Here is a 24,955-nt window from a genome sequence, read left to right on the forward strand (position 1 = left end):
TTAGCCGTTCTGCCAGGCGCCGATCGGCTCGAGCCAGCGCCGCATTTCCGCATCGAACAGGCGCCACGATCCAAGGATCGTGGCGTCAAATGCATAGACGGCAGCGATGCCGGACCCGAGATAAACCGTGCGCAGGCAGCGGGGCGGTGTACCCGCTTCCACCGGCTCGGCGCATTTGGCGACGAATGGGTTGGGCGAGAGCGCGTCATACCAGACGCTTTCCCCCATATAGCCCTGACCCATCCCCAGGGGCTTGCCGACAAGACCCGGAACCCCCGCTAGTGTGTCATCCCCGAACTGGTGCAGATAGACTGCGTCCAGCAAGGTGCTGCTGGTGCGAGCGCGACTGCGGGGCACCAGAGAAATATCGACGGGCAAGGCTTTGCCCGCGCCTAGGGGCGCAAACATCACCCGCAGATCGATCTGGTCGGTAAAGCTACCGTGAACCGGCTCCCCGTAACGGAACCATGACGCCGGTATGGTGAGTTCACGTCCTGAAATGGTCTGACGAATCGTATTCCCGTCAGCAAGGTTCGGCTGGGCAGGTGCAGAAGCCCTGGTGAAGCCGTCGAGCAGATAGGCCGCCCCTACCGCCAGCAACAAGACCAGAACCGCGATCCCGGCAAGATTATAGGCCACCGAGGGGGCCTGGGACATGGCGGTCGAGGCTGAGCGTGTTTGCATGTGGACAGCATTAACCAGGCGTTAAGGATCGGGGTGACAGCGCATTGGACGCGCAATATGCTTAATGGAAGGTTAATGGCCGGGGCTTGGCCCGGTCCGGGCGGGACACGAAACATGTCGAGTGAATTGCTGCTGGCAGGGTTCATAATTGGGGTGGGGCTGTGCGTGGCCGGCGCCGGTACCCACCTTTATCAATGGCTGGCGCGGGAGCAGGCGCTGCTTCGCGTCGATGGCCCAACATTGCCGGTGTCGCTGGGACATCTGGTGATGAGCTTTGTGTGCGGCCCCTATATCATGTTGCAGATGGGCCTTGAGCGCGACAGCGGCCATATCTCTGTCGGCTCGGCGCTGGTAGGGGCGATGGTTGCCTTTGGTTGGGCGTTCGTGACGGGGTTGTTGTTCATGAGCATCTACGTCGCCGTCCGGTTCTGACGGGACAAGTAGATTGAATCACGATGGCCCGCTTCACGGCTGAAGCGGGCCATTTTTGTTGCCTGTTGTCAGGGCTAGTTGACGGCGGCGATGATCATTTCGCGGCTGTCGATCATGTCCACCCACTGACCCGGATTGTCCTGCGCCTGACGCTTGATGAACTGATAGGGCGTTTCGCTCCACAGCCGCACATCGCCGTCCTGATTGTCCAGCACAAGGTCACCGCGATCGGTGCGGACGGTGAGAACGGCATGGCCGTTGCCATTGGCTTCCCGAACCACAGTGATCAGCAGCGTGCTGGCGGGCCAGCCGGCCTTGATCAGGTCGCGGCGCTTGGCGAGGGCGAAGTCTTCGCAGTCACCATAGCCATTGGGGTAGGTCCAGAATTCGCTGACTTGGTAAAGGATCTCGTCGGTGACCGGAACAATCGTGGTGTTGATGTTGGTGTTCACATCGAGCAGCTGCTGCCAGCGGGCCGGGGTCAACGGCATTGCAGCGACCACTTCGGTGTTGGGCCTGCACTCCGCCGGGCGTGAGGCGCAAAACTCGGCATGGCCGACCGGAATGCTCGTTGGAGCGGTGGCGGTTTGCACATAAGCAACATTGGTGAGATCGAGCGCCTGGGCGGGCACCGCTCCCAGGCCGAAGGCCAGGGTGAGCAAGGCTGAAACTAGAGCCATTTTGGTGCGGTGCATTGCGTGATCTCCTCAATGGAGACCAAACTAGAAGGCGCCGCTTGCACCGGTCCGAAAACTGCCGAGTAGTTTTTATGCGAGTTTTATCGATTGAAGGAGGGGCTGGTTAACCATGAGGGCCTGGTGCTTCGGCCAGGCGGGCCAGCACGGTGGCATAAGCATTGTCGTCCTGCCCGGCCCCGTCGCGGCACTGCTTGGAGCCGATCTGGATGCTGGTGGCCGTCGGCAGACGCGGGCTGCCATAGGTGAAATCGGCTGCACGGCTTTGTCCACCGTGTATCAGCCAGTTCTGGTGATGCACAGCCAGGTTGTGGCCTTCGGCGTCGACCACCACGGCGGTGACGCAGACATAGTCGGTGTCGCGCCGGTCATTGTCGCTCAGCTGCTGGCGCAGATGCAGGGTTTGGCGGTCCCGATCAAGCGTGATGGTGATATCGACCCATTGGTCGCGTTTCCAGTCCCACTTTTCGTGAAAGGGCGGGCAGGCGAGGGTGCCGGTGGGCTGCGGAACGCAGTCGGCCACCTTGATGCTCTGCCAAGCATAGCCGTGCCAATCACCCCGGCCATCGGCAAGGGCGCCGGAGATCAGGATCGTGCTGCCGGTAACAAGCAGGAGGGCAATGGCGGGGGCGAAGCGGGTCATGAGGTCAACATAGCCGCTTTTGGTGGGCAAACCAGCAGCGAGCATTGCTGCGGCAGCGGTGCTTGTTGCTCTGGCGCACGGCAGCGGCTAATCCAAGGCCCGGCGCCAGTGCGCAAAAAGGGGCATGTCCATGAAGTTGGCCTTTGTTATTCCGGCCTATAACGAAGAAGCGCTGATCGGAAAGTGCCTGGAATCGGTCGTGGCGGAGATTGCCCGCTCCGGTGCCGATGCCGAAATCATCGTGGTCAATAATGCCTCGACCGACCGCACGGGCGAGATCGCGCGCAGCTTCCCCACAGTGCGCGTGGTGGACGAGCCCAAGAAGGGTCTTGTCAATGCGCGCGATGCTGGCTTTAACGCCACGAACGCCGAACTGATTGCCAATATCGACAGCGATACGATGGTGCCCGAGGGTTGGATCGATACGGTGCTGCGGGAATTCGGCAAAGACCCCAAGCTCGTCTGTCTCAGCGGGCCCTATATCTATTACGACATGAGCTGGTTCAACCGCGCACTCGTGAATGCCTTTTATGGGCTGACCTACCTCATTTACATCGTTAATCGCTTCATCCTGCGCGTCGGATCGGTGGTGCAGGGCGGCAATTTCGTGTTCAAGCGGGCCGCCTGGGCCCAGGTCGGCGGTTATGACCGCTCGATCCAGTTCTTTGGCGAGGATACCGACGTGGCGGTGCGCTTGTCCAAGGTCGGTGGCGTGAAATGGACTTTCGCCCTCAAGATGAAGACATCGGGCCGGCGGCTGGAAAAGGAAGGCGTGTTCCGCACCGCGGGCACCTATACGCTGAACTTTTTCTGGGTGACCTTCAGGGGCAAGCCGGTGACCAAGGATTACAACGACATTCGCCGCAATTAACTGCCACCGAAGCAGAAATCGGCCTGCGGCTGACAAGGCACTGGCGTTTTGATTTTGGGCGGGACAGTATGGGTTCGGACCCAAGCGAAAGGCGAATGCCATAACCCAGGATCGGACCATCGAAATAGCTGCAGATCCCGCGCCCGACGCGCCGGAACCATTATCTGCAATCCTGCTTGGCATCGCCCAGAATGCGGAACGTGAGCGGATCTCCATCGGGGATCTGCTGCAAGCTCTGCAGCATCGGGCGAGCGGGGCACTGATGTTCCTGTTCGCGGTTCCCAATGCCATCCCGGTGCCTCCCGGTGTCTCCGCGGTGCTCGGGGCTCCGCTGATTTTCCTGGCGTTCCAGCTCATGCTCGGCCAGCGGCCATGGCTGCCGAAGGTGATCACCAACCGCTCCTTGTCCCGCACCGAGTTCGAGAAGGTGGCCAATCTGGCGGCGCCGTGGCTCGGTAAGGCGGAACGCCTGATGCGACCGCGGCTGCAGATGCTGGCCCGGCCGCCGGCGGAATATGTGGTTGGTGCTGTGTGCCTATTGTTGTCCATCATCCTCTTCTTGCCCATCCCACTGGGGAATATGCTGCCGGCTTTCACCATTTGTGTGTTGTCGCTGGGCGTGTTGCAACGGGATGGGGTGTGGATCCTCATCGGCATGCTCTGCGCCGTCGCGGCGGTGGTGATTGTTTGGGGCGTTACGCTGGCACTGCTGTGGAGCGCCTTGTTCGTGCTCGGCCATGTGTTCGGTTTCAGCTTCGGCGCCTGAGGCATCGCTTTGTCGCATGGTTGCAACGCTTGCCCGGCGTGACCATTTCCTCCCTGTTGATCCAGAAAGGGAGAGTCAGCATGAACTCCGAAGACCGCTACGCGATTGACGGCTTGTTCGAGCGCATCGAGCAGGTGGCGCGCAACAGCCCGCCACGGGACCGGGAAGCCGAGATGCTGATCCGGCAGCGGCTGACCGAAGCGCCGGCTTCGCCCTACTACATGGCGCAAACCATCATCGTGCAGGAGCGCGCCCTGGAAGGCGCCCAGGAGCGCATCGAGCAACTGGAAGCTGAATTGGCACAGGCGCAGCGCGGTTCGGGCGGCGGCTTTCTCGGCGGCGTGTTTGGCGACGCAAACCGACCTAGTGGGCAGCAAAACAATCGGCAGGGGCCTTGGGGCCGACGCGACAGTGGCGATTACCAAGAGCGGCGCAGCCCAGGGATGGGCGGGGGCGGCGGCTTTCTGGCCGGCGCCGCGCAAACGGCGCTGGGCATAACCGGTGGCGTTTTGCTGGGCAGTGCGATTGCCGGGATGTTTTCGGGCGATGCTCACGCCGGAGAGCTTAACGCCGATGAGCCGGGCGGGGATAACGGCAGCGAGCAAGATGCTGAGCAGGATTTTGGAGGCGGCGACGACTCCGACTTCGATATTGGCGGCGAATTCTAGGAGTCAGTACTTCTCGTAGAACTCGTTGCCGCCCGCTTCGAGCACATAGTGCATGTTGTTGTAGGGGAAGCGCAGACCGGCGGTGTGGAAGTGCTTGGCGCCCCGCACGCCGGGGTGGCGGGCTCCGCGCATGACCTGGTCGGCCGTTTGGGCGGCCAGGATCGCCCCAGAGTCCGTCATCTTCCGGCTGAGCACCCCGTGGGCGAATTGCTTGGGTTGGCCGACGACGCCACAGACCGATTTGGGATAGCGGGGGTCATTGACCCGGTTCATTACCACGGTACCAACCGCAAGCATGCCTTCAGAGCTCGAGCGGTTGGACTCGAAATACATCGCGCGCATCAGGCATTCTTTTTCGCTGAGCCGGGCAGTGCCGAAGCTCATGCCCAAAAAACTGCAGCCGCCCAGAGTTGAGGCGGCAACGGTTACGGCGACAAGGCGCAGAATGGTTCTGGTGGCAGTGCGCATCGGCGGACTCCGGTGTGGCACAAAAGCATGCCAGACCGAAAATGCCGGAACATATTTAAGGAAAGTCTGCCAGAAACGGTTAATCAGCCGCTAACCAAGCCGAACTCAGCGGCGGCGACGTGCGAAGAGCGATGACAGCAGCACGAAAGTGCCAAGGGCTACGACGAGGGGAATCGGGTCCTTGCTGATGGCCTTGCCGGCATGGCGCGCCTGTCGTCCCAGCAGGTGTGCGGCGGCCGAGCCATGCTCCTGCAAATCCCTGGCCAGCTCGACGGCCTGGTGTTGTGCATCGTGCAGCGCATGGCTGCCGGCCTTGCGGCTGGGGGCGACCCGCTCGGCAAGCTCCTTGCGCAGATGAGCTAGCTGGCGAGCCAGATCTTCGATACGGGAAAGTGCATGCTCGGTAACATTGGCCATGGGGTGACGCTCCGCCCTGGTTTTAACTGATTGCACAACACCGGGGAAAGAATGGGGTTCCGCCAGCGCTTTTTGCAGACCCTGAGGAGGGAACCGCAAGGGCTGCCCTTGGATTGCGTGAGCGGCGTCACGATATGGCGTTTACATCAGAGGAACGCCCCAATGTCCGGCAAGAGCAAGGCTCGCCTGTTTCGCCAGTTCGACAAGTTGGAGCGGCGCGTGCCCAATTTTGCCGCAAGGGCTCTGGAATGGCTTCGACGGCCCGGAGCGCGACTGGTGCGGATCCCCCTTGGGGTGTTGTTGATCCTTGGCGGCGTCTTCAGCTTTCTGCCGGTGCTGGGGGCCTGGATGCTGCCGCTGGGCTTGCTGCTGCTGGCAATCGATTTGCCGTTTTTGCGCGGGCCGGTGAACGCCGTGATTGTGACTGGCACGCGTAAATGGACGACTTGGCGGCGCAAGCGGCGCGACCGCAAGGCGGCGCAGAACCACGAGACCCCGCCCCAATAGTTACCGCCCAGCGTTTGCAGATTTGTAACCTTCGCATCGCAATCTGCGGGACGGGCAGCACTGGAACGCTGCCAGACTGAAGGTCGTGATGCGCAATTCGGAAGCAGTGTTCGAAGCAGCCTGGACAAGACCTGCCAAGGCCCGGCGGCCGGTGGCAAGCGATGCGGTGTTTGCCGAGGATGTCGAGGCGGAAGCCGAGCGCCGCTTGCGCCTGTTGCGGATAGATGAATGGCGCCGGCGGGCATTTGTGACCGGACGGCAGATGCCACCCGAGATCCGGCAGATGGAAGACCAGATCAACCTGGCCACGGCAGCGATCTGCCGGCTGGCGCCGATCCCGGCCGACTATCGGGATGACGTGTATTGGCCCCAGCACTGGCGCTGAAGCCTTCGAGTCCCTTGTTAGGCTGGATCGAGTTCGAGCAGGCTTGACTGCTCGCTGTCGAGTTGTGCCTGGAGGGCTTGGACGAGACCGAAGCGCTCGGCCACATCGGGCGCGTAGCGGATCAAGTCCGGGCGGAGGCGGATCAGCGCCAGGTCCTTGACCTTGGCTTCCAGCATTACGTCAAAGTCGAGTCCGGCCGCCGTGCGCATAAAGGTGGCGAACTCAAAGGGGTTGACGAAATCGGCGTGACCCGTCCAGACCGGCGCGGCATTGACCATGGTGGTTTTCCCCGTTTTCTTGTCCTTGCGCGGCAATTGTCGCATCTCTGTGCGGGTGGAGGAGAAGTGCACCTTTGGGCGCACGCCATCTGGCCAAGTGCGCAGAATGGCAGTAAGCGTTTCGCGCAGGCCGGCATGTTCGGGATTGAGGCACCAGAAATGCTGGTGGTCAAAGATCAGCCGCACGCCGGTATGCTGGTGGATCCATAAGACGTCGGCCGCCGAGAAACGCAGGTCGTCGTGTTCGAGCACGAGGCGGCGCTGCACCGGCTCGGGCAGGCTCTTCCAGGTTTCCACCCAACGGGTGCGGGCGGCCTCCTTGTCGTCGTAAACGCCGCCGACATGGATCACCAGCACGGCCTCGGGGCCAAGCTCCATCGCGTCGAGCATTTCGGCCTGGGAGGTCAGGTCCCAGACGCTTTTGCGCACGAGCTCCGGATCGGGGCTGTTGAGGACCACGAACTGACTGGGATGGAAGGACAGGCGCAGCCCCAGCTGGCGGGCCTTGGCGCCGGTGGCGGCAAGCTCGGCGCGGCTGTCCGCCACCATGGAATGAAAGAGCGGCATGTCGGGGTGGGTGGCATAGGGGGCCAGGTCCGAACTCATGCGGTACATGTGGATGCCGTGACCCACCAGATAATCGAAGATGGCGTCGAGGTACCCCAGCGAGACTTTGAGATGCGGGGCGTTCTGGGCGCGCCGGGCATCGTTGCTCTTAAGATCGGGCTTGCCCATGATCTTGACGGGTACGCCCAAGCGCATCGGGAAATTGTCCATCCGGTACCTCCGCAGAAGGGAATGCCGCGCCCGGCGGCGCGTTCCCTTGACGCATGACAACCATTCACCGGCTGCCTCGTTAAGCTGGCAGGCGAGGGACCAGGCACGATGCCGCAGCAATGGGCGCAGTGGGGAAACGCAGGCGAGCGCTGGGTGCGCGATTTCCTTGGGCTCTACTGGAACGAGTGGACGCTGCTGCAGGCGGTGCTCATCGCCCTGGCTTGGGTGATCGCGAGGTTTGCCGGCGAGGCGCTGGAGCGGCGGCTGGAGCGCTGGGGCCGGAGCATAAAGGGGAACCCCGACTTGCTGCGCCTGGTGATTGCCACGATCCGGCGCTCGCGGTGGGTGGTGTTTGTGGTCGCCCTGTTCGTGATGCGGCTCACCATGATCGCGGCTGATGTTCCAGATGCGCTGCTGGCGAGCGTGCTGCTGCTGTCGGCGGCCTGGCTGGTGCTTTCGGTGCTCACGCGGCTGATCCGCAATCGGAGTTTGGCCCAGGTGGTGGCGGCGATCGGCTGGATCTATGTGGCCGTGCTGGTGCTAGGGATCGGCACGCCCGTGGCTCAAGCGCTCGACCATCTGGCGTTCAGCATCGGCGAGGTGCGCATTTCGGCGCTGCTGGTGATCCGCGCGGCACTGGTGGTCACGGGGGTCGTGTGGCTGGCGCTGTTTATCAGCCATGTGATCGAGGGCCGAATTGCGCGCGCCGATGATATGTCGGCTTCGGGCAAGGTGCTGTTGTCCAAGCTGATCCGCATTGTGCTGGTGATCGGGGCGGGCGCCTTTGCGCTCACAGCGACCGGGGTGGACCTGACGGCCCTGACGGTGATTTCGGGCGCTGTCGGTGTTGGCATCGGCTTTGGCCTGCAGAAGGTCGTGTCCAACTTCATCTCGGGCATCCTGATCCTCCTTGATCGCTCGGTGAAGCCGGGCGACACGATCGAGGTGGGCGAGACCTTTGGCTGGATCACCGAATTGCGGGCGCGCTTTGTGTCGGTGGTGACGCGGGATGGGCGCAAATACCTGATCCCGAACGAGGATTTCATTACCCAGCAGGTGATCAACTGGAGCTATTCGGACCAGAATGTGCGCATCGATGTGGAGTTCGGCGTCAGTTACCAATCCGATCCCCATCATGTCACGGCCGTGGCCATTGCCGCTGCCCGGGGGGTCGAGCGGGTGAGCGCCTTCAAGGAGCCGGTGTGCTGGATGACCGCGTTCGGAGCATCGTCGCTGGACTTCAAATTGCGGTTCTGGATCAACGACCCACAAAACGGGCTGACCAATGTGCGCGGGCAAGTGCTGCTGGCGCTGTGGGACGCGTTCAAGGTTGAAGGGATCGAGATCCCGTTCCCGCAGCATGATGTGCGGTTCAAGACCCCGTTGCGCCTCGAAAAGGAAGTGTAACTCGTGCTCGTATTTCTCGACTTCGAGGCATCATCGCTGGAAAAACAGAGCTATCCAATCGAAGTGGGCTGGGTGCGGGAAGACGGCAGCGGCGAAAGCCTCCTGATCAAACCGGCACCGGGATGGACCGATTGGGATCCGGGTGCCGAGGCTATCCATCATATCACGCGGGAAGAGCTGGTGGATAAGGGTGTTGAGGCGACGGAAGCCTGCGAGCGGGTGCTGCAACTTTGGGATGGCAACCGCGTGTTTGCCAGCGCCCCATCCTGGGATGGGCATTGGCTGAGCATGTTGCTGCGAGCGGCAGGGCATCCACGGCATCTGGTGCGGCTGGAAGCAACGGACCTGGCCTTTGCTGAGGCCGCGGCAAGTCGAGGACTGGGGCCCGATGAGGCACAGGCGGTGATCGAAGCGGCGCGGGCGGAAGCGGACAGTCAGCCAGTGGCCCACCGGGCGCAGGAGGATGCCCGGCGCGAATGGCAGATATGGCGCAAGGTGCTGGGCATGGCCTGAGCGGTTGCGCGAGGGAGTTGGCTGATCAACACTGGCAGCAGACGGCCCGGCAGGATCGGGCAATGCCAAAAATCGGAGGGCCGCCATGCGCATCTATCTTGTTCTCGGACACCCCGACGTGGAGAGTTTCAATGGTGCGCTGGCAGATGCCTACCAGGCGGCGGCAGAGGCCAAGGGGCATGAGGTACGCCGGCACAATCTGGGGGAGCTCAAGTTCGATCCCATTTTGTGGCACGGCTATGAGGTGATCCAGGAGCTCGAGCCTGACCTAAAGGCCGCGCAGGAGAATATCGAATGGTGCGAACGGATCGTGCTGTTTTATCCGGTGTGGTGGGGATCGGTGCCAGCGCTGCTCAAGGGGTTTTTCGACCGAGCGATCCTGCCGGGGCAGGCCTTCAGCTACCACGAGAATGACCCTTTCTGGGACAAGCTGCTGAAGGGGCGCGACGCGCAGCTCTTCACCACTTCGGATGGTCCGACGATCTATCTGCTGCTGGCCTATCGCAACAGCGATGTGGCGACGGTCAAGAACGCGGTGCTGCAGTTTTGTGGGATTCGGCCGGTCAAGGTCACCCGGTTCGGGGGGATCAAGACTTCGAGCGCGGCGCAGCGGGAGAAATATCTCGAGCAGGTGCGCCGCGCCGTTTAGCTCCCTCAGGCCGGCATCGGCTCGAGGTTCCCGGAGGGTTGGCTCGGTCGCGGGAAGGCGAGGGCGACGGCTGCCGCTGCAAGCCCGATCAGGGCGGAGGCGATATAGAGCCAGTGGTAATCGCCGAAGGTATCGAAGATCCAGCCGCCGCCAATGGGCCCGAAGGCCATGCCGATGCTGGAGGTCATGGTGATGCCGCCCAGAACCGTGCCCATGACATGGGCGGGGAAGTAGTCGCGGGCCAGCACGGCATAGAGAGGCATGACGCCGCCATAGGCGAGGCCGAGCACGGCGGCGAGCATGTAGAAATCGGTGATCTGCGTCACATAAATATAGGTGTAGATGCCGGCCGCCTGAAGCAGGAGCCCGCCGATGATGATGCGCTTGACCCCGAGCCGATCGGCGAGGAGGCCAAAGATCAGGCGCCCGAAGAGGCCGGCGAGGCCCTCGACGCTATAGATGCTGGCGGCGGCGAGCGAGGAGGCGCCGCAGAGCATGGCGTAGGAGACGGTGTGGAAGATGGGGCCGGAATGGGCGGCGCAGCAGAGGAAGAAGGTGCCGGCGAGGACGACGAATTGCGGGGTGCGCAGGACGGTGCCGATCGAGCCCTTGGGCGCTGTGCTGGTAGCGTTTTGAGTTGGCTCGGAAGCGGGGGCTTCGGCCGGAGCGCGGCGGATCAGTAGGGCTGTGGGCAGGAGAATGGCCCAGGCAACAATGGCGGTGAGCAGCATGGCCGAGCGCCAGCCATAGGCGGTGATGAGAACGCTGGCGAGCGGGGTGACCACCATGGGCGCCACGCCGCCGCCGATCGACACCAGCGCCACGGCAAGGCCGCGGTTCTGATTGAACCAGCCGATCGTCGTGGCCATGATGGGCGCGAAGAAGGCGCCGATCGAGGCGCCCATGACCCCGCCATAGGCCAGCTGGAAGACCAGAAGATTGGGGGCGCGGCTGGCGACGAGGAGCCCGAAGCCCAAGATGAGCGAAGCCAGGAGTACGACGGGGCGGGCGCCAATGCGATCGGTGATCGTGCCCCAGGCAAAGCCCGCCACGCCCATGACGAGAAAGCCCATGGTCATGGCCAGCGATATGCCGGCGCGGCTCCAGCCGGTGTCGTCGGCCATGGGCTGCAGGTAAACGGGCAGGGCAAACATCGAGCCCGCCGCCACACAGGTGATCACGGCGCCGGCGGCGACGATCACCCAACCATAACCACGCTCCATCGCCTGCTCCTCCAAGCTTGTGCCTGATCATAGACGATTGGGGCCGCGGGGGCGCGACAATGGCGATCAATTTATTTGCGGGGCGGGAATGCGGACGTGCCAAATCTCCGCTCGGCCAAGGGCCAGCGGCTGCGACATGGGGCAAGGATCGCCTCGGTGCCGGTCGTCCGGCAAAAGGGTATAGGTGAAGCAAGCCTTGCCCCATGCTATCCCGGAGACTCTATGGAAAGGACCGTCCTCGGCTTAAGCCCGTGCCGAAAGCAAACCCGGGGGCTCAAATCGGGTCACAGATCATCCTTTAAACCACAGGACATGGAGCGACCCCCATGCCATCCGGCCTCCCCATGCCGACCGTTCGTCGCGACCGCGCAGTTGCGCATGAAGATGGGGCAACAATAACCGAGCTTTTGGCACCGGGGATAAGTTGGTCGGCCGCCTCGCTTGCCGGGAGCCGCCGGGCCTGGCCCCGATCGAGCGAAATGGTCAGCTTGCTTGGAGCAGGCGCTGGGGATCGGCGTGATCGCGGCGGGCCGGGCGCAGGCGCAGTTCACCCTGGAGGGCGTGGCCGAGCTGGCGGGCATGGTAACGCACCACGGCTGGATTGACCTCGAGCAGTTCGGCCAGATCGGCGGTGGTCATGCCCTGCTTGAGGCCCTCGGCGACAATGGCGCGGCCGGCATTGGTGAGGTGACCACCTTCCGTCTTGAACAGGCGCCGGACCTGCTTGAGCCTGGCTGACAGGGCCAGGGTTTCCTCGGCATGGCGCCGAAACGTGGCTTCGTTGAACATCCTTTTAGCTCCGGTTTTCAGCCATTTATATGGTGATGGAGGGCCCGGTTTTGAAGGGTTACAGCCCTTGAGGGGCAGCACGGCCGCGCAGAAAAGTTGAACCCGTTAAGGCGGCGTGGTTTGCTCATGGCTATGTGCAACGACTATGAACAACATGTCAGCCAGGCGGACTATGCGCGGGCGATTGCGGCGCTGGAGGTGGGCGTAGCGGGGGAGCCCGAAGCGGCGCTGATCCGGGCCGATGATATCCGCATCGGCGATGAGGGGCCGGTGCTGCGCGCCGCAGGCAACGGGGTGGAACTGGTGCTGATGCGCTTCGGCTTTCCGCCGCCGCGGCCCAAGGCGGGGCCCGTGTTCAACTTCAAATCCGATGGCCGGCATTTTGCCGATTCCCGGCGCTGCGTCGTGGTGCTGTCCGGGTTCTTTGAATTCACCGGCAGCAAATATCCCAAGACCAAGTACCGCTTTACGCTGCACGACTCGCCTGTGATGGGAATTGCCGGGTTGTGGAGCGAGGCGGAAGACGGGGCGCTGAGCTTTACCATGCTCACCACAGAGCCTGGCCCCGACATAGCACCGATCCATGACCGGCAAATTTGCGTGTTGCGGCCCAAGGACTGGGCAGCCTGGCTGTTCCTGACACGGCCGGAATCGGAACTGCTGGCGCCGTTGCCCGCAGGCTCGCTCCAGGTAGAGGTGGTGCGAAAAGGGGCGGAGTAGCGCCCCGTTCAGACGGGATCGCGGACTATGGCGATATTGAAATAAACATGGCCAAGGGTCTCGTAGAGCCGGATCCACATGGGCGCGAGGCTTTCCATGGCCCGGCAGGCGGTCAAGTCGCCCAGAGCCAGGATGTCGCGCCAGCCGAAATCCTGCAGCAGTTCGGTGACTGCGGCGCGGGCTCCTGCGTCATTGGCCGCAATAAACATAGTGTGGGGCGCCGACAGGCGTTCGGGGGCCCCCATCAGTTGGGCGCTGACGAAGTTGAGCGTCTTGACCACACGGGTGTCGGGCAGCGCCTCCTGCAAGCTTTCGCCCAGCGTATGGGTGAGGGGGCCCGTGATGACGGATTGGAAGTTGCCGATATCGATCAGGAGCTTGCCGGCAAGGGGCAGGGGCGGCAGGATCGCCATGGCGTCTTCGCCGTGAAGGGCATTGACCACCCATTCGCCGTGTGCGGCCGCCTCCGAATGGCTGAGGACGGGGATGCCATCCTGAGCGGCGCGAGGATGGCGCGAACCGAACACGACGTCATGGCCGAGGGATTTGAGCTTGCCAGCAACGGCCGAACCGACCTCACCAGTTCCAAATACGGCGATACGCATGGGCAACCTCCAGGGGGCATGAGCCGGATAGCACCGACAATGGGATCGGCGTGAGCGGTCGGCAAGGGCGATAAACGCGGAGCCGGCGCGATGGGTTCATCGCGGCGCCGGCTCGGGATTAACCGGGCAATCACTATGATTGGCTTGGCGGGCGAGCGAGGATGAGCGTAGTGGTGAGCATCCCTCCTCGAGCGATCGCGCGCCAAAGCGGACCGAGCAGCATGCATTACGATTTCTGTGTGATCGGGGGCGGCATTGTCGGCCTAGCGACGGCCAAGGCGCTGCTGGCTAAGCGGCCAGGCGCTACGCTGGTGTTGCTGGAAAAGGAAGCCAGCCTTGGGCAGCACCAGACAGGTCGCAATTCGGGGGTGATTCATTCGGGCATTTATTATGCGCCGGGGAGCCTCAAGGCCCGGCTGTGCAAGGAGGGTATGGCGCGGACCAAGCAATATTGCCGCGAGCAGGGCATTGCCTTTGAGGAACGCGGAAAGCTGATCGTGGCGACCAATGCGCTTGAGGAGGAGCGGCTGACCAAGCTGCACCAGCGGGCGCAAGAAAACGGGATTGTGGTGGAGCTGCTCGACCGCGCTGGTATTGAGGCGATGGAGCCCAATATCACCGGCTTGGGCGCCTTGCTGGTCAGGAGTTCGGCAATCGTCGACTACAAGCAGATCCTTGCGGCGCTGGCGGCCGAGTTGGCTGAAGGGGGGGCCGAGATCCGGTTATCCACCACGGCGGACTATATTCAGGCGCGTGGCCGCTGGGTGGAGTTGTCAGCGGAAGGCGTGCCGTTCACGGCCGGGCAGTTGGTCGCCTGCGCCGGGCTGCAATCGGACCGAGTGGCGCGGCTCGCCGGCCTGGAGGTAGACTTTGCTATCGTGCCGTTTCGCGGGGAATACTACCGGCTCGCCAGCCAGCGCGACCAGGTGGTCAGGGCCATGATCTATCCAGTGCCCGACCCCGATTTGCCGTTTCTGGGCATTCACCTGACGCCGATGATCGGCGGAGGGGTGAGCGTAGGGCCCAATGCGGTGCTGGGCCTGGCGCGCGAGGGCTACAACAAGGGCGCGGTCTCCCTGCCCGACATCGCGGCAGCGGTGGGGTTTCCGGGGTTCTGGCGCACGATGGGCCGCCATTTTCGGGCGGGCGCCGAGGAAATGGCCAATAGCCTGTTCCGGCGGCGCTATCTGGAGGCGTGCCGCAAGTACTGCCCGTCGCTGACCCTTCAAGACCTGACCCCGATGCCGGCGGGCATCAGGGCGCAGGCGGTGCGGCGCGACGGGACCATGGTGCAGGATTTCCTGCTGCTGCGGGGGGAGCGCATGCTGCATGTGTGCAATGCACCGTCTCCCGCGGCAACATCGGCCTTGCCGATCGGCGAGCACATCGCGCGCGAAGTGCTCGAAGCGGCGAACTAGGCGGTAGGGCTTCTGCTGATCAGTTCGCGGTAAAGCCGTACAGTTTCGTCATCGGGCCCTACACCAAGCTCCTCCCGCAGCCGCTTGCTGCAGTCATTGAAGAGTTGCTTGACGAACGAGAACTGGCCCTTGGCAGCCGCGTCATACATCAAGGCGCGGTGGGCGCCCTCATGATATGGGTCGATCTGCAGCAAGCGGGTGGCACAGGCATGGCGCTCCTGAGCCGTTAGATCGGTGTCGAGCTCGATGGCCTGGGAGACCGCACTGATGAATTCGTAACGCAGGGCAGTTCGCTGAAAGGCCAGCCACTCCTCGAACCCTTCGCCCGCCGAGCGCAGGGATTCCAGCAGTTCCCCCCGATAGATCTCGCACATCCGCACGCAGCCCTTGGAGGTGGGATTGGCGGCGATATCCAAGAATTCGGCCAAGTCGATATAGATGTTCTGGTCCAGATTAAGCCAGGCCATCTGTTGATCGGCAGAAAACAACTCGAAGTTGTTGTCGTCCTGGAACTTGCGGATACGCGCCACCGTTTGGCGGATATCGGCATTGGCCTGTTCGGAGCCATTGTCCGACCAGATCAGATCGCCGATACGCCGTCGCACAACCGGTTTTCCGTGTCCTTCAAGCAGGATGTAGACCAAAATTCGCAGCAAGTTGAACGGTGGATTGATCAACCTGCCCGAAGATTGCACATGGCAATTTCCGAAGGTAAAAATCGACACCTGTGCCGTTCGGCCGTCTATCACATACATGATATCCCCCCCGGGTTCCGGCTTACGATCTGTAGTTTAGCAATTATGACACGCCTAACTCGTCGGCCCTCCTTACGACGGTGATCGTAGCGGATGGGTCGCGGCAACAGTCAGTCTATTATTGTAGTGGTTTGCGCGGATTGACTGGTGTTGCTGTCCGTGGCCGCCTGGACTTCAATTTACTCACGCTAGGGGTTTTTAACGCCCCTTCATAGCGTCCGTACGATAGCGGGCATGGTGCCGGCTGGTGGGGTGTCATAGCCCGGTCGTCGATCAAACGAGCGAAACACAGCCGCTGCCTGGGTGCGGTTATGCACCTTTAGCTTACGGATGATGTTGTGCACGTGCACTTTCACCGTGTGCTCGGACAGCTCCATCTTGGCCGCGATGATCTTGTTCTGATAGCCGTCGGACATCAGCTCAAGCACTTCGGCTTCCCGGTTGGACAGTACCCCAACGGTGTCGCTGCCCGTGGCTCCTTCCGGGCCACTCGAGGGACTGCGGCGGGTCAGAAAGCCCCGCGCGGCTGAGCGAGGGGAGGCGACGCTCGGAAAATACTCGCCACCATTAAGCAGGAGCCAGATTGCAGCTAGCCAGACATTGATCTGGAGGTTGAAGGGCACAAGGCCCTGGATCGCGCGTTCGGCCACAACAGCACGCAGCGCCGGATCCTCGCTCCAGCCATTCTCGACCAAAAGCGCGATGGGCGAGTCCGGGTAGCGCTCGCGGCATTGCGAGATCATGCCCGGTATATTGCGAAAGGCGAGAGCGTCCAGCAGGATCAGCCGCGGCTTGTATGGAACCGTGGCGTCCTCAGGCAGCTGACTCGATAGGGTTACCCCGACGCGCAAGAAGCACTGCTGAGCGGCCTTGAGCAGACTCTGGAATGTCACGCCAGTGTTCGCCAGGATGAGAATTCCGTCTCGGCCCTCTGCATCGCGCGACGGGGTCGTGTGCCAGAAGGCATAGATGCCTTCTTCCTTGTGGTTGATGACTTCCAACATGATTGCCCCAACTGATGATTTTTTAGTCCTATTTAACTTAGGACGCTCCCAAGGAACATACCCGTCGTGACACAGCCGTGACAAAGCTCGCAGCTCAAGCCAGACGAGCGAAAGTATCTCGGCAGTTGATTATTTTGGGTGCGGTAAGGCTAGTAGGCCCAAATAGTAGCCGAAAAACGCTCCGGGGAGTTGCTCTGGGTTCCGGCGGGAGTTCTTCGAAGCGAGTCAAACTGGGTGAGATTTTCTTGTGCACGGGGCGGGGCCGAACTGGCGTTCTTGAACAATCCCTTGCATTTTCAGATAATTAGGCTGGTTCCGTGAAGCGGAGTAGTTTGCTCGGGCAGCCGAGTTCCGGCAACTCCCCAGTGGGCCGTTATCTTGGTAGGCGAGGAGCCATAGGGTTAAAGGCTTGTTACAACCTCCTACTGGGCGGCCGCTTTTCGGCCCGTCTCCCCGTCGCGGTCGGCGAGATTGCGCGCAAGATGCGGCTGAATTGCCACAGGAAAAATATTGGCGACAAGAATCATCATATCTCTGCTTTTCTTGTAAATTGCTTGCTTCCGCTGGATTTGGGCGATCAATGAGCAAGTAAATGATGGATTGAACTCTCTAGAAAGGTCAGGATGACTGACGGACCGCTGCTTCGCATGTGGCGGGGAGTGTCTCAGTTTGGGACGGCATGTGGCGGCCGGCTGCGCGGCTACTGACAGTTGATGCGACGCAGTGTTCGCTCGCGGGTGGTATGGAAGCAGGCCCACTAGTCCACATGTTTTAGCAGACCGGCGCACGGCCGATCCTCTGGGCTAGCGATTGCCGCGACACCACAAGTTCGGGCGATTGCCCATTGGCCTTGGCGGCGGCAATCCTGATGGGACAAGGCAGCATATTTCAGGAACCGTGGTGAGCGATACAAGTGAGGATGATCGGGCGCAAACCCGATATGGAGCGATTCTGAAATCAACCTCCCTCATTGGAGGGTCATCGGTCATCAATATCCTCATGTCCGTAGTGCGTCTCAAAGTGCTTGCTGTGCTTCTGGGCCCTGCAGGCGTGGGGCTGTTCGGGCTGTTCAACGTGATCATTGACCTCGGCTCGAGCATTGCCGGGTTGGGCATCCAGGCCAGCGGGGTGCGGCAGGTGGCACTCGCCAGCGGGACCGGGGACGCACTCAAGGTTGCACGCGTGGCCAAAGTGCTGGCCCGCGCTTCGTTGCTGCTGGGTATACTCGGGATGGTTTTGCTGATCGGTTTTGCGGTTCCGATCGCCACCTTGTCCTTTGGAACGGCGGCGCATGCGGGCGCGGTGATGCTGGTGAGTGTAGCGGTGCTGCTGCGGATCCTCGCGGGCGCACCGATGGCGATCATCCAAGGCAGTCGCCGCATCGGGGATCTAGCGAGGATGACGGTGGTGGGTGCGGTGCTCAACACGGTGGTGGCGGTTCCGCTGGTATATTGGCTCGGGGAGGCCGGCATTGTGCCGTCGCTGATTGCGGTGGCGGCGACCACCTGGATTGCGGCGCTTTGGTATTGCCGCAAAATCACTCTGCCTGAGGTCAGCCTTTCGCTGCCTGAGTTTAGTGCCGAGGCCCAGGGGCTGTTGATGCTGGGCTTTGCCTTCATGGCTAGCGGGTTGCTGATGGCCGGATCGGCCTTTCTTATCCGGATCCTTGTGGTGCAGGAACTGGGCGTGGATGCCGCCGGCAACTACCAGGCGGCCTGGGTGCTGGGTGGCATTTATGTCGGCTTCATCCTTCAGGCGATGGGCACCGACTTTTACCCGCGCCTGTCGGCGGTTGCCGATGACCAGCTCGCCAGCACACGCATGGTCAACGAGCAGGCGCGGGTTAGTCTCCTCCTCGCGGGACCTGGACTGCTGGCAACGCTGGCGCTGGCTCCGCTGGTGATGGCGGTGTTTTACTCGGCAGAATTTGCAGGCGCGGTGCCGTTGCTACGCTGGTTTTGTCTCGGGATGCTGTTGCGCGTGGTAGCCTGGCCGATGGGGTTCATTATCCTCGCCAAGGGCAAGCAGCAGATCTTCTTCTGGACGGAGCTCGCGGCGGCAACGGTGCAGGTCGGGTTGACCTGGCTGTTGCTGGATCTGGTTGGCTTGGCGGGTGCCGGCATCGCCTTTGTTGGGCTTTATCTCTGGCACGGCCTGCTGATCTATGGGTTGGTGCAGGGACTCTACGGCTTTCGCTGGTCGCGCGAGAACCTGGTGCTGGGGGCGGTTTTTGTCGGGCTCACAGGGCTGGTGCTGGCGGCCGTAGAGCTGCTGCCGTTCTGGGCCGGCTTTGCCGTGGCGGTGGTCGCAACGGCTGGGGCCAGTTGGTATGCGCTCAGCCAGTTAATCGCGCTGGTGCCGCAACGCTGGGTTCCCGACTGGCTGCCCCAAGTGGTGCGGCTGGCTCTGGGGATGAAGCCGACGCGGGTCGCGTCGGCTGTTGATGGAGTTTAGGACGCGAGTTCGGGAACCTGCTCGAGAACCTGGGCGAGTTCCGCAACAACGAAGCGAACATCGTCTTCACTCATCTGCGCAAAGAGCGGCAGCATGATCCCGGTGCGCTGGGCCTGCTCGGAGTGCTCGAGCGAGCCGGCCTGCCGATGGAGGTTCTTGCCGGCATAGGCGGGCTCGAGATGGGAGTTCATCACGGCGCGCCGGGCAGAGATGCCGCGATCGAGCAGGGCCTGCATAACAGCCAACTGATCGGCATGGGTGGGCAGGGTGACGCAATAGCTCTGCCAGTTACTGCGCGTCCAGGCTGGTTCAACCGGTGGTTGCAGACCGGGGATGGGCGAGAGCAAGCTTGTGTAGAGAGCCGCAAGACGCCGGCGATCAGCGATGATGCCTGGGAGACGCTCGAGCTGGACGCGGCCAATTGCGGCCTGCAGGTCCGTCATGCGGTAGTTGTATCCGACCTCGGTATAGCTCTCGAAGATCACCTGGCGGGCGCCGTGGCGGACGGTGTCGGGCACCGACATGGCATGTTGGCGCAAATGGCGGAAGGCCCGGTCATAGTCGGGGTTGGCTGTGGTCAACATACCGCCGTCGCCGGTGGTCACCACCTTGCGGGGATGGAAGGAAAAGCAGGCGACGTCGCCATGCGGGCGGCCGATCCGCTCCCAAGATCCGTTCCAGAGGATTTCGCTACCGGTGGCGCAGGCGGCGTCTTCGACCACCTTGAGATTATGCTCACGGGCAATGGCGAGGATCGCAGCGAGATCGCAAGGCATGCCGAGCTGGTGCACGACGAGGATGGCGCGGGTGCGCGGCGTGATGGCGGCGGCGATGCGATCGGGATCGATGTTGAAGGTGCCGGGCGCGATGTCGACAAAGACCGGGGTCGCGCCGCAATAGCGGACGGCGTTGGCGGTGGCGATGAATGAATGGCTGACGGTGATCACCTCGTCGCCGGCGGCGACGCCAACGGCCATGAGCGCCAGGTGCAGCGCCGTGGTGCAGTTGGAGAGGGCACAGGCATGGGGGGCGCCAACATAGGCGGCGAACTCCTGTTCGAACTGGGCGACTTCGGGGCCCTGGGTCACCCAGCCGGACAGGATCACGCGGCGGGCGGCTTCGACCTCGCGTTCATCGAGCACGGGCTTGGCGACGGGAAGCTGGGGGCGAATGGCGGTCATGCTACATCGCTCCTGACAAGGCCGCGGCTCGCCTGCCACCAGGCGACGAGATCGCGCAGGCCTTCCTTCATCGAGATTTCGGCGGTGAAGCCCAGCTCGCGGGCCGCTTTCTCGGTTGAAGCGAGGCGGCGGGCCACGGGATTGACCTTGCGGGCGGGTTCATGGATTGGCGCCAAGGACGAGCCCATGACATCGAGGAGGGTGCGGGCCAGCTCGGCGAGGCTCGTTTCAGTGCCGCTCGCTACGTTGTAGACGGTATCGCTGGCGGGCGCTGCGGCGGCCAGAACATTGGCGCGGGCGATGTCGCGCACATGTACGAAATCCATGGTCTGGGTGCCATCGCCCATGATGATGGGCGGCAGGCCATTGGCGATGCGCTCCATCCAGCGGATCAGCACCTCGGTATAGGCGCCATAGACATCCATGCGCGGGCCGTAGACGTTGAAATAGCGCAGCGCGACATAGGGCAGGCCATACATCTCGTTGAAGCTGCGCAGCAGCGCTTCGTTGTAGGTTTTGGCGGCGCCATAGATGGTGCGGTTGTTGTAGGGGTGGTGCAGCTCGGTGGTGGGGAACTGATCGGCTGCGCCGAGCACCGAGGCGGAGGAGGCGGCGACGACCTTGCTCACCTTGGCGGCGACGGCGGCTTCGAGGACGTTGAAGGTACCGGTCGCCAGCACATCATGGGCGAGCCGCGGGTCTTCGGCGCATTGGGTGATGCGGATGGCGGACTGGTGAAAGAGCGTGTCGATCCCCGCCATGCTGGCATGGACCAGGGCGATGTCGCGGATGTCGCCCTCGATGATCCGGATGGGCGCCTTGGCTTGCGCTGCAGCAAGGTTTTCCATACGGCCGCGCACGAAATTGTCGAGGATGACGATTTCGGCGGGAGATTGGTCGGCGACCAGATCGGCAATATGGGAGCCGATAAGGCCGGCTCCGCCCGTGATCAGTACCCGTTTGCCTTGCATTAGGACGCTCCTTGATTGGGGTTTTGGACGATGTCGTCGTCCTTACGCCAGCGCAGCACGCGGGCGGGGACACCCGCGGCGACCGCATAAGCGGGAATATCGGTGGTCACCACGGCGCCGGCGCCGATGATGGCGCCTTCCCCGATGGTGACGCCGGGCAGGATGGTGGCATTGGTGCCGATATCGGCGCCGGCGCCGATACGCACGGGGCGGATGTCGAGATCGGTGGCGATGATGGGCTCGGAAACGGGCAGGCCGGTGTGCTGGGAGCCCAGCAGCTTGGCGCCGGGGCCCCAGCCGACATAATCGCCGATGACGAGATTGCGAGCGTCGAAATAGGCCTGGGGGCCGATCCAGACCTTGTCGCCAATGATGCAGGTGCCATCGAACCGGCCCTGGATGTAGGCGCCAGCGCCGATGAAGACATTGGCGCCAATCTCGAAGGTCTCGATATGCTTGAAGCCGGCCTGACTGCCGACCTGCAGCCCCGGCCCGCAGCGCCTGGCAGCGCTGCGCCAGACAAATTGGCGCATCAAGGCGTCGAGGTCGCCATCGCCAACGGCGAAGCGGCCATAAAGGTCGCGTACGGCTGAGGCCGGGTAGTGCTGGCGCAGCCAGCCGACCATGCCGTCTTCAAAGGTGGGACCGGGCTCAATCTCGCGGCGGCCATGCACCGAGCGGGCGATGCGCGGGGTATCCACCATTTCAATGGACATAGGCATCCTGACGCACCAGATCGGAGATGATCTCGACTTCCTGGGTGCTGAGTTCGGGGTAGATGGGCAAGGACAGGACGGTGGCGGCGGCCGCCTCGGCCTGGGGGAAGTCGCCGGGCGCGTGGCCCAGATCGACATAGCTGGGCTGCAGATGCACCGGGACGGGGTAGTGGAGCCCGGTCTCGACGCCATCGCGGGCGAGCATTTCGCGCAGGCCATCGCGGTCGCGGGTGCGGATGGCGAAGATGTGCCAGACATGGCGGCGGCCCGGCGCTTCGTAGGGGAGCTCCACTGGGCCGCCGGCCAGCAGCTGCTTGTATTCGCCGGCGCAGGCCCGGCGCGCTTCGGTCCAGTTCTCGAGCTCGCGCAGTTTTACGCGCAGCACCGCGCCCTGAATGGCATCCATGCGGAAGTTGTAGCCTTCGAGCACGTGGTGATAGCGCCGGTCCTGGCCCCAGTCGCGCAGCATCCGGATGAGACGGGCCTGCTGGTCATTGCTGGTGACAACGATGCCGCCTTCGCCGCAGGCGCCCAGGTTCTTGCCGGGATAAAAGCTGAAGCAGCCGGAAAGGCCAAAGCTGCCGGCGCGTTGTCCCTCGGTGGTGGCGCCGTGGGCCTGACAAGCGTCCTCGATGACCGCAAGGCCATGCTTGGCGGCGACCATGCCAATGGCGTCCATATCGGCCATCTGGCCGTAGAGATGGACCGGCATGATCGCGCGGGTGCGGGGCGTAATTGCCCGCTCGATGAGATTGGGATCGATGCAGAAGGTGCGTGGATCGATATCCACAAAGACAGGGCGGGCGCCGATATAGCGGATGGCGGCGGCGGTGGCCACGAAGGTGAACGGCGTGGTGATCACTTCGTCGCCGGCCTTGATGCCGGCGGCCAGCAGCGCCAACTGCAGAGCGCTGGTGCCGGTATTGACCGCGATGGCGTGGCGGGTGCCGCAATAGGCGGCGAACTCTTCCTCGAACGCCTCCACCTCGGCGCCCAGCACATATTGGGTGGAGCGCAGGACGCCAAGAGCGGCGGCTTCGATCTGGGGCTGAATGGCGGCGTATTGCGCGCGCAGGTTGAGAAAGGGGATCATGCCAGCACTCGTTGGGGGGCAAGTTCGATCACAGACCCGCCTTGCGCCATGGAGCGGGTTGCAGCTTCAAGAATGCGGACGACGCGCAGGCCCGCGACGCCATCAGCAGTAGGGCTGGTGCCGCGCTGTACGCAGGCGATGAATTCGGCGAGTTCGGAGCCCAGCGCCTCGGTGATGTCGAGCTTGGGGGCGAACATGTCGCCCGCGCGGTAGCCGATGCGCATCTGCTGCTTTTGCTCGCCGGCGCGAGGGGCCATGGGGTCGAGCGTGATGCCGCTGTCATAGACCTTGATCTTCTCGCTGGGCTCGAGATCGTCGTAGACCACCATCTTGTTGCTGCCGCCCACCAGGGTTCGGCGCACCTTGACCGGGGCCAGCCAGTTGACGTGGATATGGGCCATCAGCGTCGTGTCGAAATGCAGGTTGAGATAGGCCATGTTTTCGGGTGAGCCGGCGATATGGGCGATGCCGGTGGCCGAAACGGCACGGGGATGTACGCCCAGTACGTAATCCATGATCGAGAGATCGTGGACCGCGAGGTCCCAGACCACACTGACGTCGTGCTGAAAGAGGCCCAGGTTCACGCGGACGGAGTCGTAGTAGTAGACCTGGCCCAGATCCTTCTGGATGACTTCGCGGAGCTTCTTGACGGCGCCGGTGTGGATGAAGGTGTGATCGACCGCGACGACGAGGCCGCGCCGGTCGGCTTCCTCGATAAGGCGCTCCGCCTGTTCGGCGGTGGCGGTGATCGGCTTTTCGACAAAGACGCTCTTGCCGGCGCGCAGGGCACGCATGGCCAGATCGAAATGGGTGGAAACGGGGGTGGCGATAGCTACGGCATCCACCTTGGGATCGGAGAGCACATCGTTGAGATCTTCCGTGATGCTGACCGCCGGATAGCGCAGGCGCAGGCGGGCCAGCCTCTCGGTCTGCAGGTCGCATACCCAGCGCAGATCGACACTGGGGATATCCGAGAAGTTGCGAACGAGGTTGGGACCCCAATAGCCATAGCCAATAACGCCGACGCCGATCATTGTTGCAGCCTTCCGGTATCCAGTTGGGCGGGTTGCGCGGAGGCGGCGAGGGGGCGCGCAGGCACGCCCGCCACCACCGCTCCGGCGGGAACATCGCGGGTCACCACGGCGCCGGCGCCGACCATGGCGCCTTCCCCAATGGTGATGCCGGCGAGAATGGTGGCATTGCTGCCGATGGAGGCGTTGCGCCGCACGAAAGTGGGTACGACCGTCCAGTCATCGCCTTCCTGCGGCTCGCCGGTGGCGGTGGTGGCCCGGGGGAAGAGATCATTGGTGAACATCACGCCGTGGCCGATGAACACGCCGTCATCGATGGTGACGCCTTCGCAGAGGAAGCTGTGGCTCGAGATCTTGCAGTTGCGGCCCACGACCGCGTTTTTCTGAATCTCGACAAAAGCGCCGATGCGGGTGCCGGCACCGATGCAGCAGTCGTAAAGATTGACCAGATCGGGTTGTCGGATAATCACCCCGTCTTCGAGCTGGACGCGCGTCAGCATGTGGTTACCCCTGAGATGGCGAGCGGGTGAAGGCAGTGATTGCTGCGCGCAGTGCTCGACTTCCGGCAAAGCTAGCGATCCCTGGGCGAGGGGCAATTTGCTAATCGAGCTAGCGAGTTAGCTGCCTTTCCGGGCAGCGAGCTAAAATCGCTGCCGGGGCTATTGGTCGGCGCGTGCCCCGTAAGCTTAAGGATTTATTGCCGAGGTCCGCACCCGTCCTTTGAGCGGGGCACTCCCGTCGGGATAGTTATGGGTCGCCGTGGAACTCTGCGGTGGACGTGGCAAGCCGCACCTTGTTCGAGATGTGGATGGGAAACGATGGGGAGGTCGCGTCA

Annotated in this window: 28 protein-coding genes and 1 pseudogene; 12 read left to right on the forward strand and 17 right to left on the reverse strand. The window is 62.8% G+C overall.

The window, feature by feature from the left end:
- Positions 1-684, reverse strand: a complete 684-nt coding sequence (locus tag AC3YMN_RS04845; protein ID WP_489889116.1) for a hypothetical protein — start codon at positions 682-684, stop codon at positions 1-3.
- Between the two features lie 114 nt (positions 685-798).
- Between AC3YMN_RS04845 and AC3YMN_RS04850 the strand changes: the two genes are divergently transcribed.
- The gene (locus tag AC3YMN_RS04850; protein ID WP_127753394.1) at positions 799-1,116 is read left to right on the forward strand and encodes a DUF6949 family protein; all 318 of its coding nucleotides are present in this window, start codon (positions 799-801) and stop codon (positions 1,114-1,116) included.
- Between the two features lie 74 nt (positions 1,117-1,190).
- On the opposite strand, the gene AC3YMN_RS04855 is transcribed toward AC3YMN_RS04850, so the two are convergent.
- Together AC3YMN_RS04855 and AC3YMN_RS04860 are read right to left on the reverse strand one after the other, a co-directional pair.
- On the reverse strand, positions 1,191-1,811 hold the full coding sequence (locus AC3YMN_RS04855) for a transglutaminase-like cysteine peptidase (protein WP_248305087.1): 621 nt from the start codon (positions 1,809-1,811) through the stop codon (positions 1,191-1,193).
- A 106-nt stretch (positions 1,812-1,917) separates the two neighbouring features.
- Positions 1,918-2,454, reverse strand: a complete 537-nt coding sequence (locus tag AC3YMN_RS04860; RefSeq protein WP_489889117.1) for a hypothetical protein — start codon at positions 2,452-2,454, stop codon at positions 1,918-1,920.
- Positions 2,455-2,584: 130 nt separating this feature from the next.
- On the opposite strand from AC3YMN_RS04860, the gene AC3YMN_RS04865 reads away from it, so the two are divergent.
- The 3 genes from AC3YMN_RS04865 (at position 2,585) to AC3YMN_RS04875 (ending at position 4,759) form a co-directional block, all read left to right on the forward strand.
- Positions 2,585-3,325, forward strand: coding sequence for a glycosyltransferase family 2 protein (locus tag AC3YMN_RS04865; RefSeq protein WP_127753392.1), 741 nt, complete (start codon positions 2,585-2,587; stop codon positions 3,323-3,325).
- Between the two features lie 172 nt (positions 3,326-3,497).
- On the forward strand, positions 3,498-4,091 hold the full coding sequence (locus AC3YMN_RS04870; protein WP_489889202.1) for an exopolysaccharide biosynthesis protein: 594 nt from the start codon (positions 3,498-3,500) through the stop codon (positions 4,089-4,091).
- 80 nt (positions 4,092-4,171) lie between these two features.
- Positions 4,172-4,759 (forward strand): DUF2076 domain-containing protein, encoded by a 588-nt coding sequence (locus AC3YMN_RS04875; RefSeq protein WP_173087985.1) that lies wholly within the window; start codon positions 4,172-4,174, stop codon positions 4,757-4,759.
- A 9-nt stretch (positions 4,760-4,768) separates the two neighbouring features.
- Here AC3YMN_RS04875 and AC3YMN_RS04880 read toward each other — a convergent pair.
- Together AC3YMN_RS04880 and AC3YMN_RS04885 are read right to left on the reverse strand one after the other, a co-directional pair.
- Positions 4,769-5,122 (reverse strand): annotated as a pseudogene (locus AC3YMN_RS04880) (cell wall hydrolase); the annotation flags it as partial.
- Positions 5,123-5,332: 210 nt separating this feature from the next.
- Positions 5,333-5,644 carry a hypothetical protein gene (locus AC3YMN_RS04885; protein ID WP_489889118.1) on the reverse strand — a complete coding sequence of 104 codons (312 nt, stop codon included), beginning with the start codon at positions 5,642-5,644 and terminating at the stop codon, positions 5,333-5,335.
- Positions 5,645-5,806: 162 nt separating this feature from the next.
- Between AC3YMN_RS04885 and AC3YMN_RS04890 the strand changes: the two genes are divergently transcribed.
- Both AC3YMN_RS04890 and AC3YMN_RS04895 read left to right on the forward strand, forming a co-directional pair.
- On the forward strand, positions 5,807-6,151 hold the full coding sequence (locus AC3YMN_RS04890) for a hypothetical protein (RefSeq protein ID WP_127753387.1): 345 nt from the start codon (positions 5,807-5,809) through the stop codon (positions 6,149-6,151).
- A gap of 88 nt (positions 6,152-6,239) precedes the next feature.
- Positions 6,240-6,536, forward strand: a complete 297-nt coding sequence (locus AC3YMN_RS04895; RefSeq protein ID WP_172123532.1) for a hypothetical protein — start codon at positions 6,240-6,242, stop codon at positions 6,534-6,536.
- Between the two features lie 17 nt (positions 6,537-6,553).
- Here AC3YMN_RS04895 and uvsE read toward each other — a convergent pair whose 3' ends face one another.
- The gene (gene uvsE / locus AC3YMN_RS04900; RefSeq protein WP_489889119.1) at positions 6,554-7,591 is read right to left on the reverse strand and encodes a UV DNA damage repair endonuclease UvsE; all 1,038 of its coding nucleotides are present in this window, start codon (positions 7,589-7,591) and stop codon (positions 6,554-6,556) included.
- Positions 7,592-7,699: 108 nt separating this feature from the next.
- Between uvsE and AC3YMN_RS04905 the strand changes: the two genes are divergently transcribed.
- The 3 genes from AC3YMN_RS04905 to AC3YMN_RS04915 all read left to right on the forward strand — a co-directional run bounded on the left by AC3YMN_RS04905 (position 7,700) and on the right by AC3YMN_RS04915 (position 10,160).
- Positions 7,700-8,998 (forward strand): mechanosensitive ion channel family protein, encoded by a 1,299-nt coding sequence (locus AC3YMN_RS04905; RefSeq protein WP_489889120.1) that lies wholly within the window; start codon positions 7,700-7,702, stop codon positions 8,996-8,998.
- Between the two features lie 3 nt (positions 8,999-9,001).
- A complete protein-coding gene (locus tag AC3YMN_RS04910; RefSeq protein WP_489889121.1) occupies positions 9,002-9,511 on the forward strand; it encodes a 3'-5' exonuclease in 510 nt (169 codons plus the stop codon).
- Positions 9,512-9,596: 85 nt separating this feature from the next.
- Entirely contained in the window at positions 9,597-10,160 is a 564-nt protein-coding gene (locus AC3YMN_RS04915) for an NAD(P)H-dependent oxidoreductase (RefSeq protein WP_489889122.1), read from the forward strand.
- Positions 10,161-10,165: 5 nt separating this feature from the next.
- Here the strand turns inward: AC3YMN_RS04915 and AC3YMN_RS04920 are convergent, their stop codons facing one another.
- Both AC3YMN_RS04920 and AC3YMN_RS04925 read right to left on the reverse strand, forming a co-directional pair.
- Positions 10,166-11,383: an MFS transporter gene (locus AC3YMN_RS04920; protein WP_489889123.1), complete on the reverse strand. Its 1,218-nt coding sequence runs from the start codon at positions 11,381-11,383 to the stop codon at positions 10,166-10,168.
- Between the two features lie 483 nt (positions 11,384-11,866).
- Complete coding sequence (locus AC3YMN_RS04925) at positions 11,867-12,172, reverse strand: hypothetical protein (RefSeq protein WP_489889124.1); 306 nt, start codon at positions 12,170-12,172, stop codon at positions 11,867-11,869.
- 126 nt (positions 12,173-12,298) lie between these two features.
- Between AC3YMN_RS04925 and AC3YMN_RS04930 the strand changes: the two genes are divergently transcribed.
- On the forward strand, positions 12,299-12,892 hold the full coding sequence (locus tag AC3YMN_RS04930; RefSeq protein ID WP_489889125.1) for an SOS response-associated peptidase: 594 nt from the start codon (positions 12,299-12,301) through the stop codon (positions 12,890-12,892).
- Positions 12,893-12,900: 8 nt separating this feature from the next.
- Here the strand turns inward: AC3YMN_RS04930 and AC3YMN_RS04935 are convergent, their stop codons facing one another.
- Positions 12,901-13,497 (reverse strand): NADPH-dependent F420 reductase, encoded by a 597-nt coding sequence (locus AC3YMN_RS04935; RefSeq protein WP_489889126.1) that lies wholly within the window; start codon positions 13,495-13,497, stop codon positions 12,901-12,903.
- Positions 13,498-13,718: 221 nt separating this feature from the next.
- Between AC3YMN_RS04935 and lhgO the strand changes: the two genes are divergently transcribed.
- On the forward strand, positions 13,719-14,915 hold the full coding sequence (gene lhgO / locus AC3YMN_RS04940) for an L-2-hydroxyglutarate oxidase (RefSeq protein WP_489889127.1): 1,197 nt from the start codon (positions 13,719-13,721) through the stop codon (positions 14,913-14,915).
- On the opposite strand, the gene AC3YMN_RS04945 is transcribed toward lhgO, so the two are convergent.
- A complete protein-coding gene (locus tag AC3YMN_RS04945) occupies positions 14,912-15,520 on the reverse strand; it encodes an AfsR/SARP family transcriptional regulator (RefSeq protein WP_164854832.1) in 609 nt (202 codons plus the stop codon). The two genes, lhgO and AC3YMN_RS04945, sit on opposite strands and share 4 nt — an antisense overlap.
- Before the next feature lie 359 nt (positions 15,521-15,879).
- A complete protein-coding gene (locus AC3YMN_RS04950) occupies positions 15,880-16,674 on the reverse strand; it encodes a response regulator transcription factor (RefSeq protein WP_127753376.1) in 795 nt (264 codons plus the stop codon).
- 897 nt (positions 16,675-17,571) lie between these two features.
- Between AC3YMN_RS04950 and AC3YMN_RS04955 the strand changes: the two genes are divergently transcribed.
- On the forward strand, positions 17,572-19,128 hold the full coding sequence (locus AC3YMN_RS04955; protein WP_489889203.1) for an O-antigen translocase: 1,557 nt from the start codon (positions 17,572-17,574) through the stop codon (positions 19,126-19,128).
- On the opposite strand, the gene AC3YMN_RS04960 is transcribed toward AC3YMN_RS04955, so the two are convergent.
- Genes AC3YMN_RS04960 through AC3YMN_RS04985 form a run of 6 tightly spaced genes read right to left on the reverse strand, consistent with a single transcriptional unit; the run spans position 19,125 to position 24,620 of the window.
- On the reverse strand, positions 19,125-20,309 hold the full coding sequence (locus tag AC3YMN_RS04960) for a DegT/DnrJ/EryC1/StrS family aminotransferase (RefSeq protein WP_489889128.1): 1,185 nt from the start codon (positions 20,307-20,309) through the stop codon (positions 19,125-19,127). The genes AC3YMN_RS04955 and AC3YMN_RS04960 overlap by 4 nt on opposite strands.
- Entirely contained in the window at positions 20,306-21,280 is a 975-nt protein-coding gene (locus AC3YMN_RS04965) for an NAD-dependent epimerase/dehydratase family protein (protein ID WP_127753373.1), read from the reverse strand. Before AC3YMN_RS04965 ends, AC3YMN_RS04960 begins: the two co-directional genes overlap by 4 nt.
- Complete coding sequence (locus AC3YMN_RS04970; RefSeq protein WP_489889204.1) at positions 21,280-21,996, reverse strand: acyltransferase; 717 nt, start codon at positions 21,994-21,996, stop codon at positions 21,280-21,282. The genes AC3YMN_RS04965 and AC3YMN_RS04970 overlap by 1 nt, the downstream gene beginning before the upstream one ends.
- The gene (locus AC3YMN_RS04975; protein ID WP_172123518.1) at positions 21,986-23,089 is read right to left on the reverse strand and encodes a DegT/DnrJ/EryC1/StrS family aminotransferase; all 1,104 of its coding nucleotides are present in this window, start codon (positions 23,087-23,089) and stop codon (positions 21,986-21,988) included. The genes AC3YMN_RS04970 and AC3YMN_RS04975 overlap by 11 nt, the downstream gene beginning before the upstream one ends.
- Positions 23,086-24,123: a Gfo/Idh/MocA family protein gene (locus AC3YMN_RS04980; protein WP_489889129.1), complete on the reverse strand. Its 1,038-nt coding sequence runs from the start codon at positions 24,121-24,123 to the stop codon at positions 23,086-23,088. The genes AC3YMN_RS04975 and AC3YMN_RS04980 overlap by 4 nt, the downstream gene beginning before the upstream one ends.
- The gene (locus tag AC3YMN_RS04985) at positions 24,120-24,620 is read right to left on the reverse strand and encodes an acyltransferase (protein WP_489889130.1); all 501 of its coding nucleotides are present in this window, start codon (positions 24,618-24,620) and stop codon (positions 24,120-24,122) included. Before AC3YMN_RS04985 ends, AC3YMN_RS04980 begins: the two co-directional genes overlap by 4 nt.
- Positions 24,621-24,955: the final 335 nt, after the last annotated feature.

It is taken from the genome of Devosia sp. Z11_6, assembly GCF_058133665.1.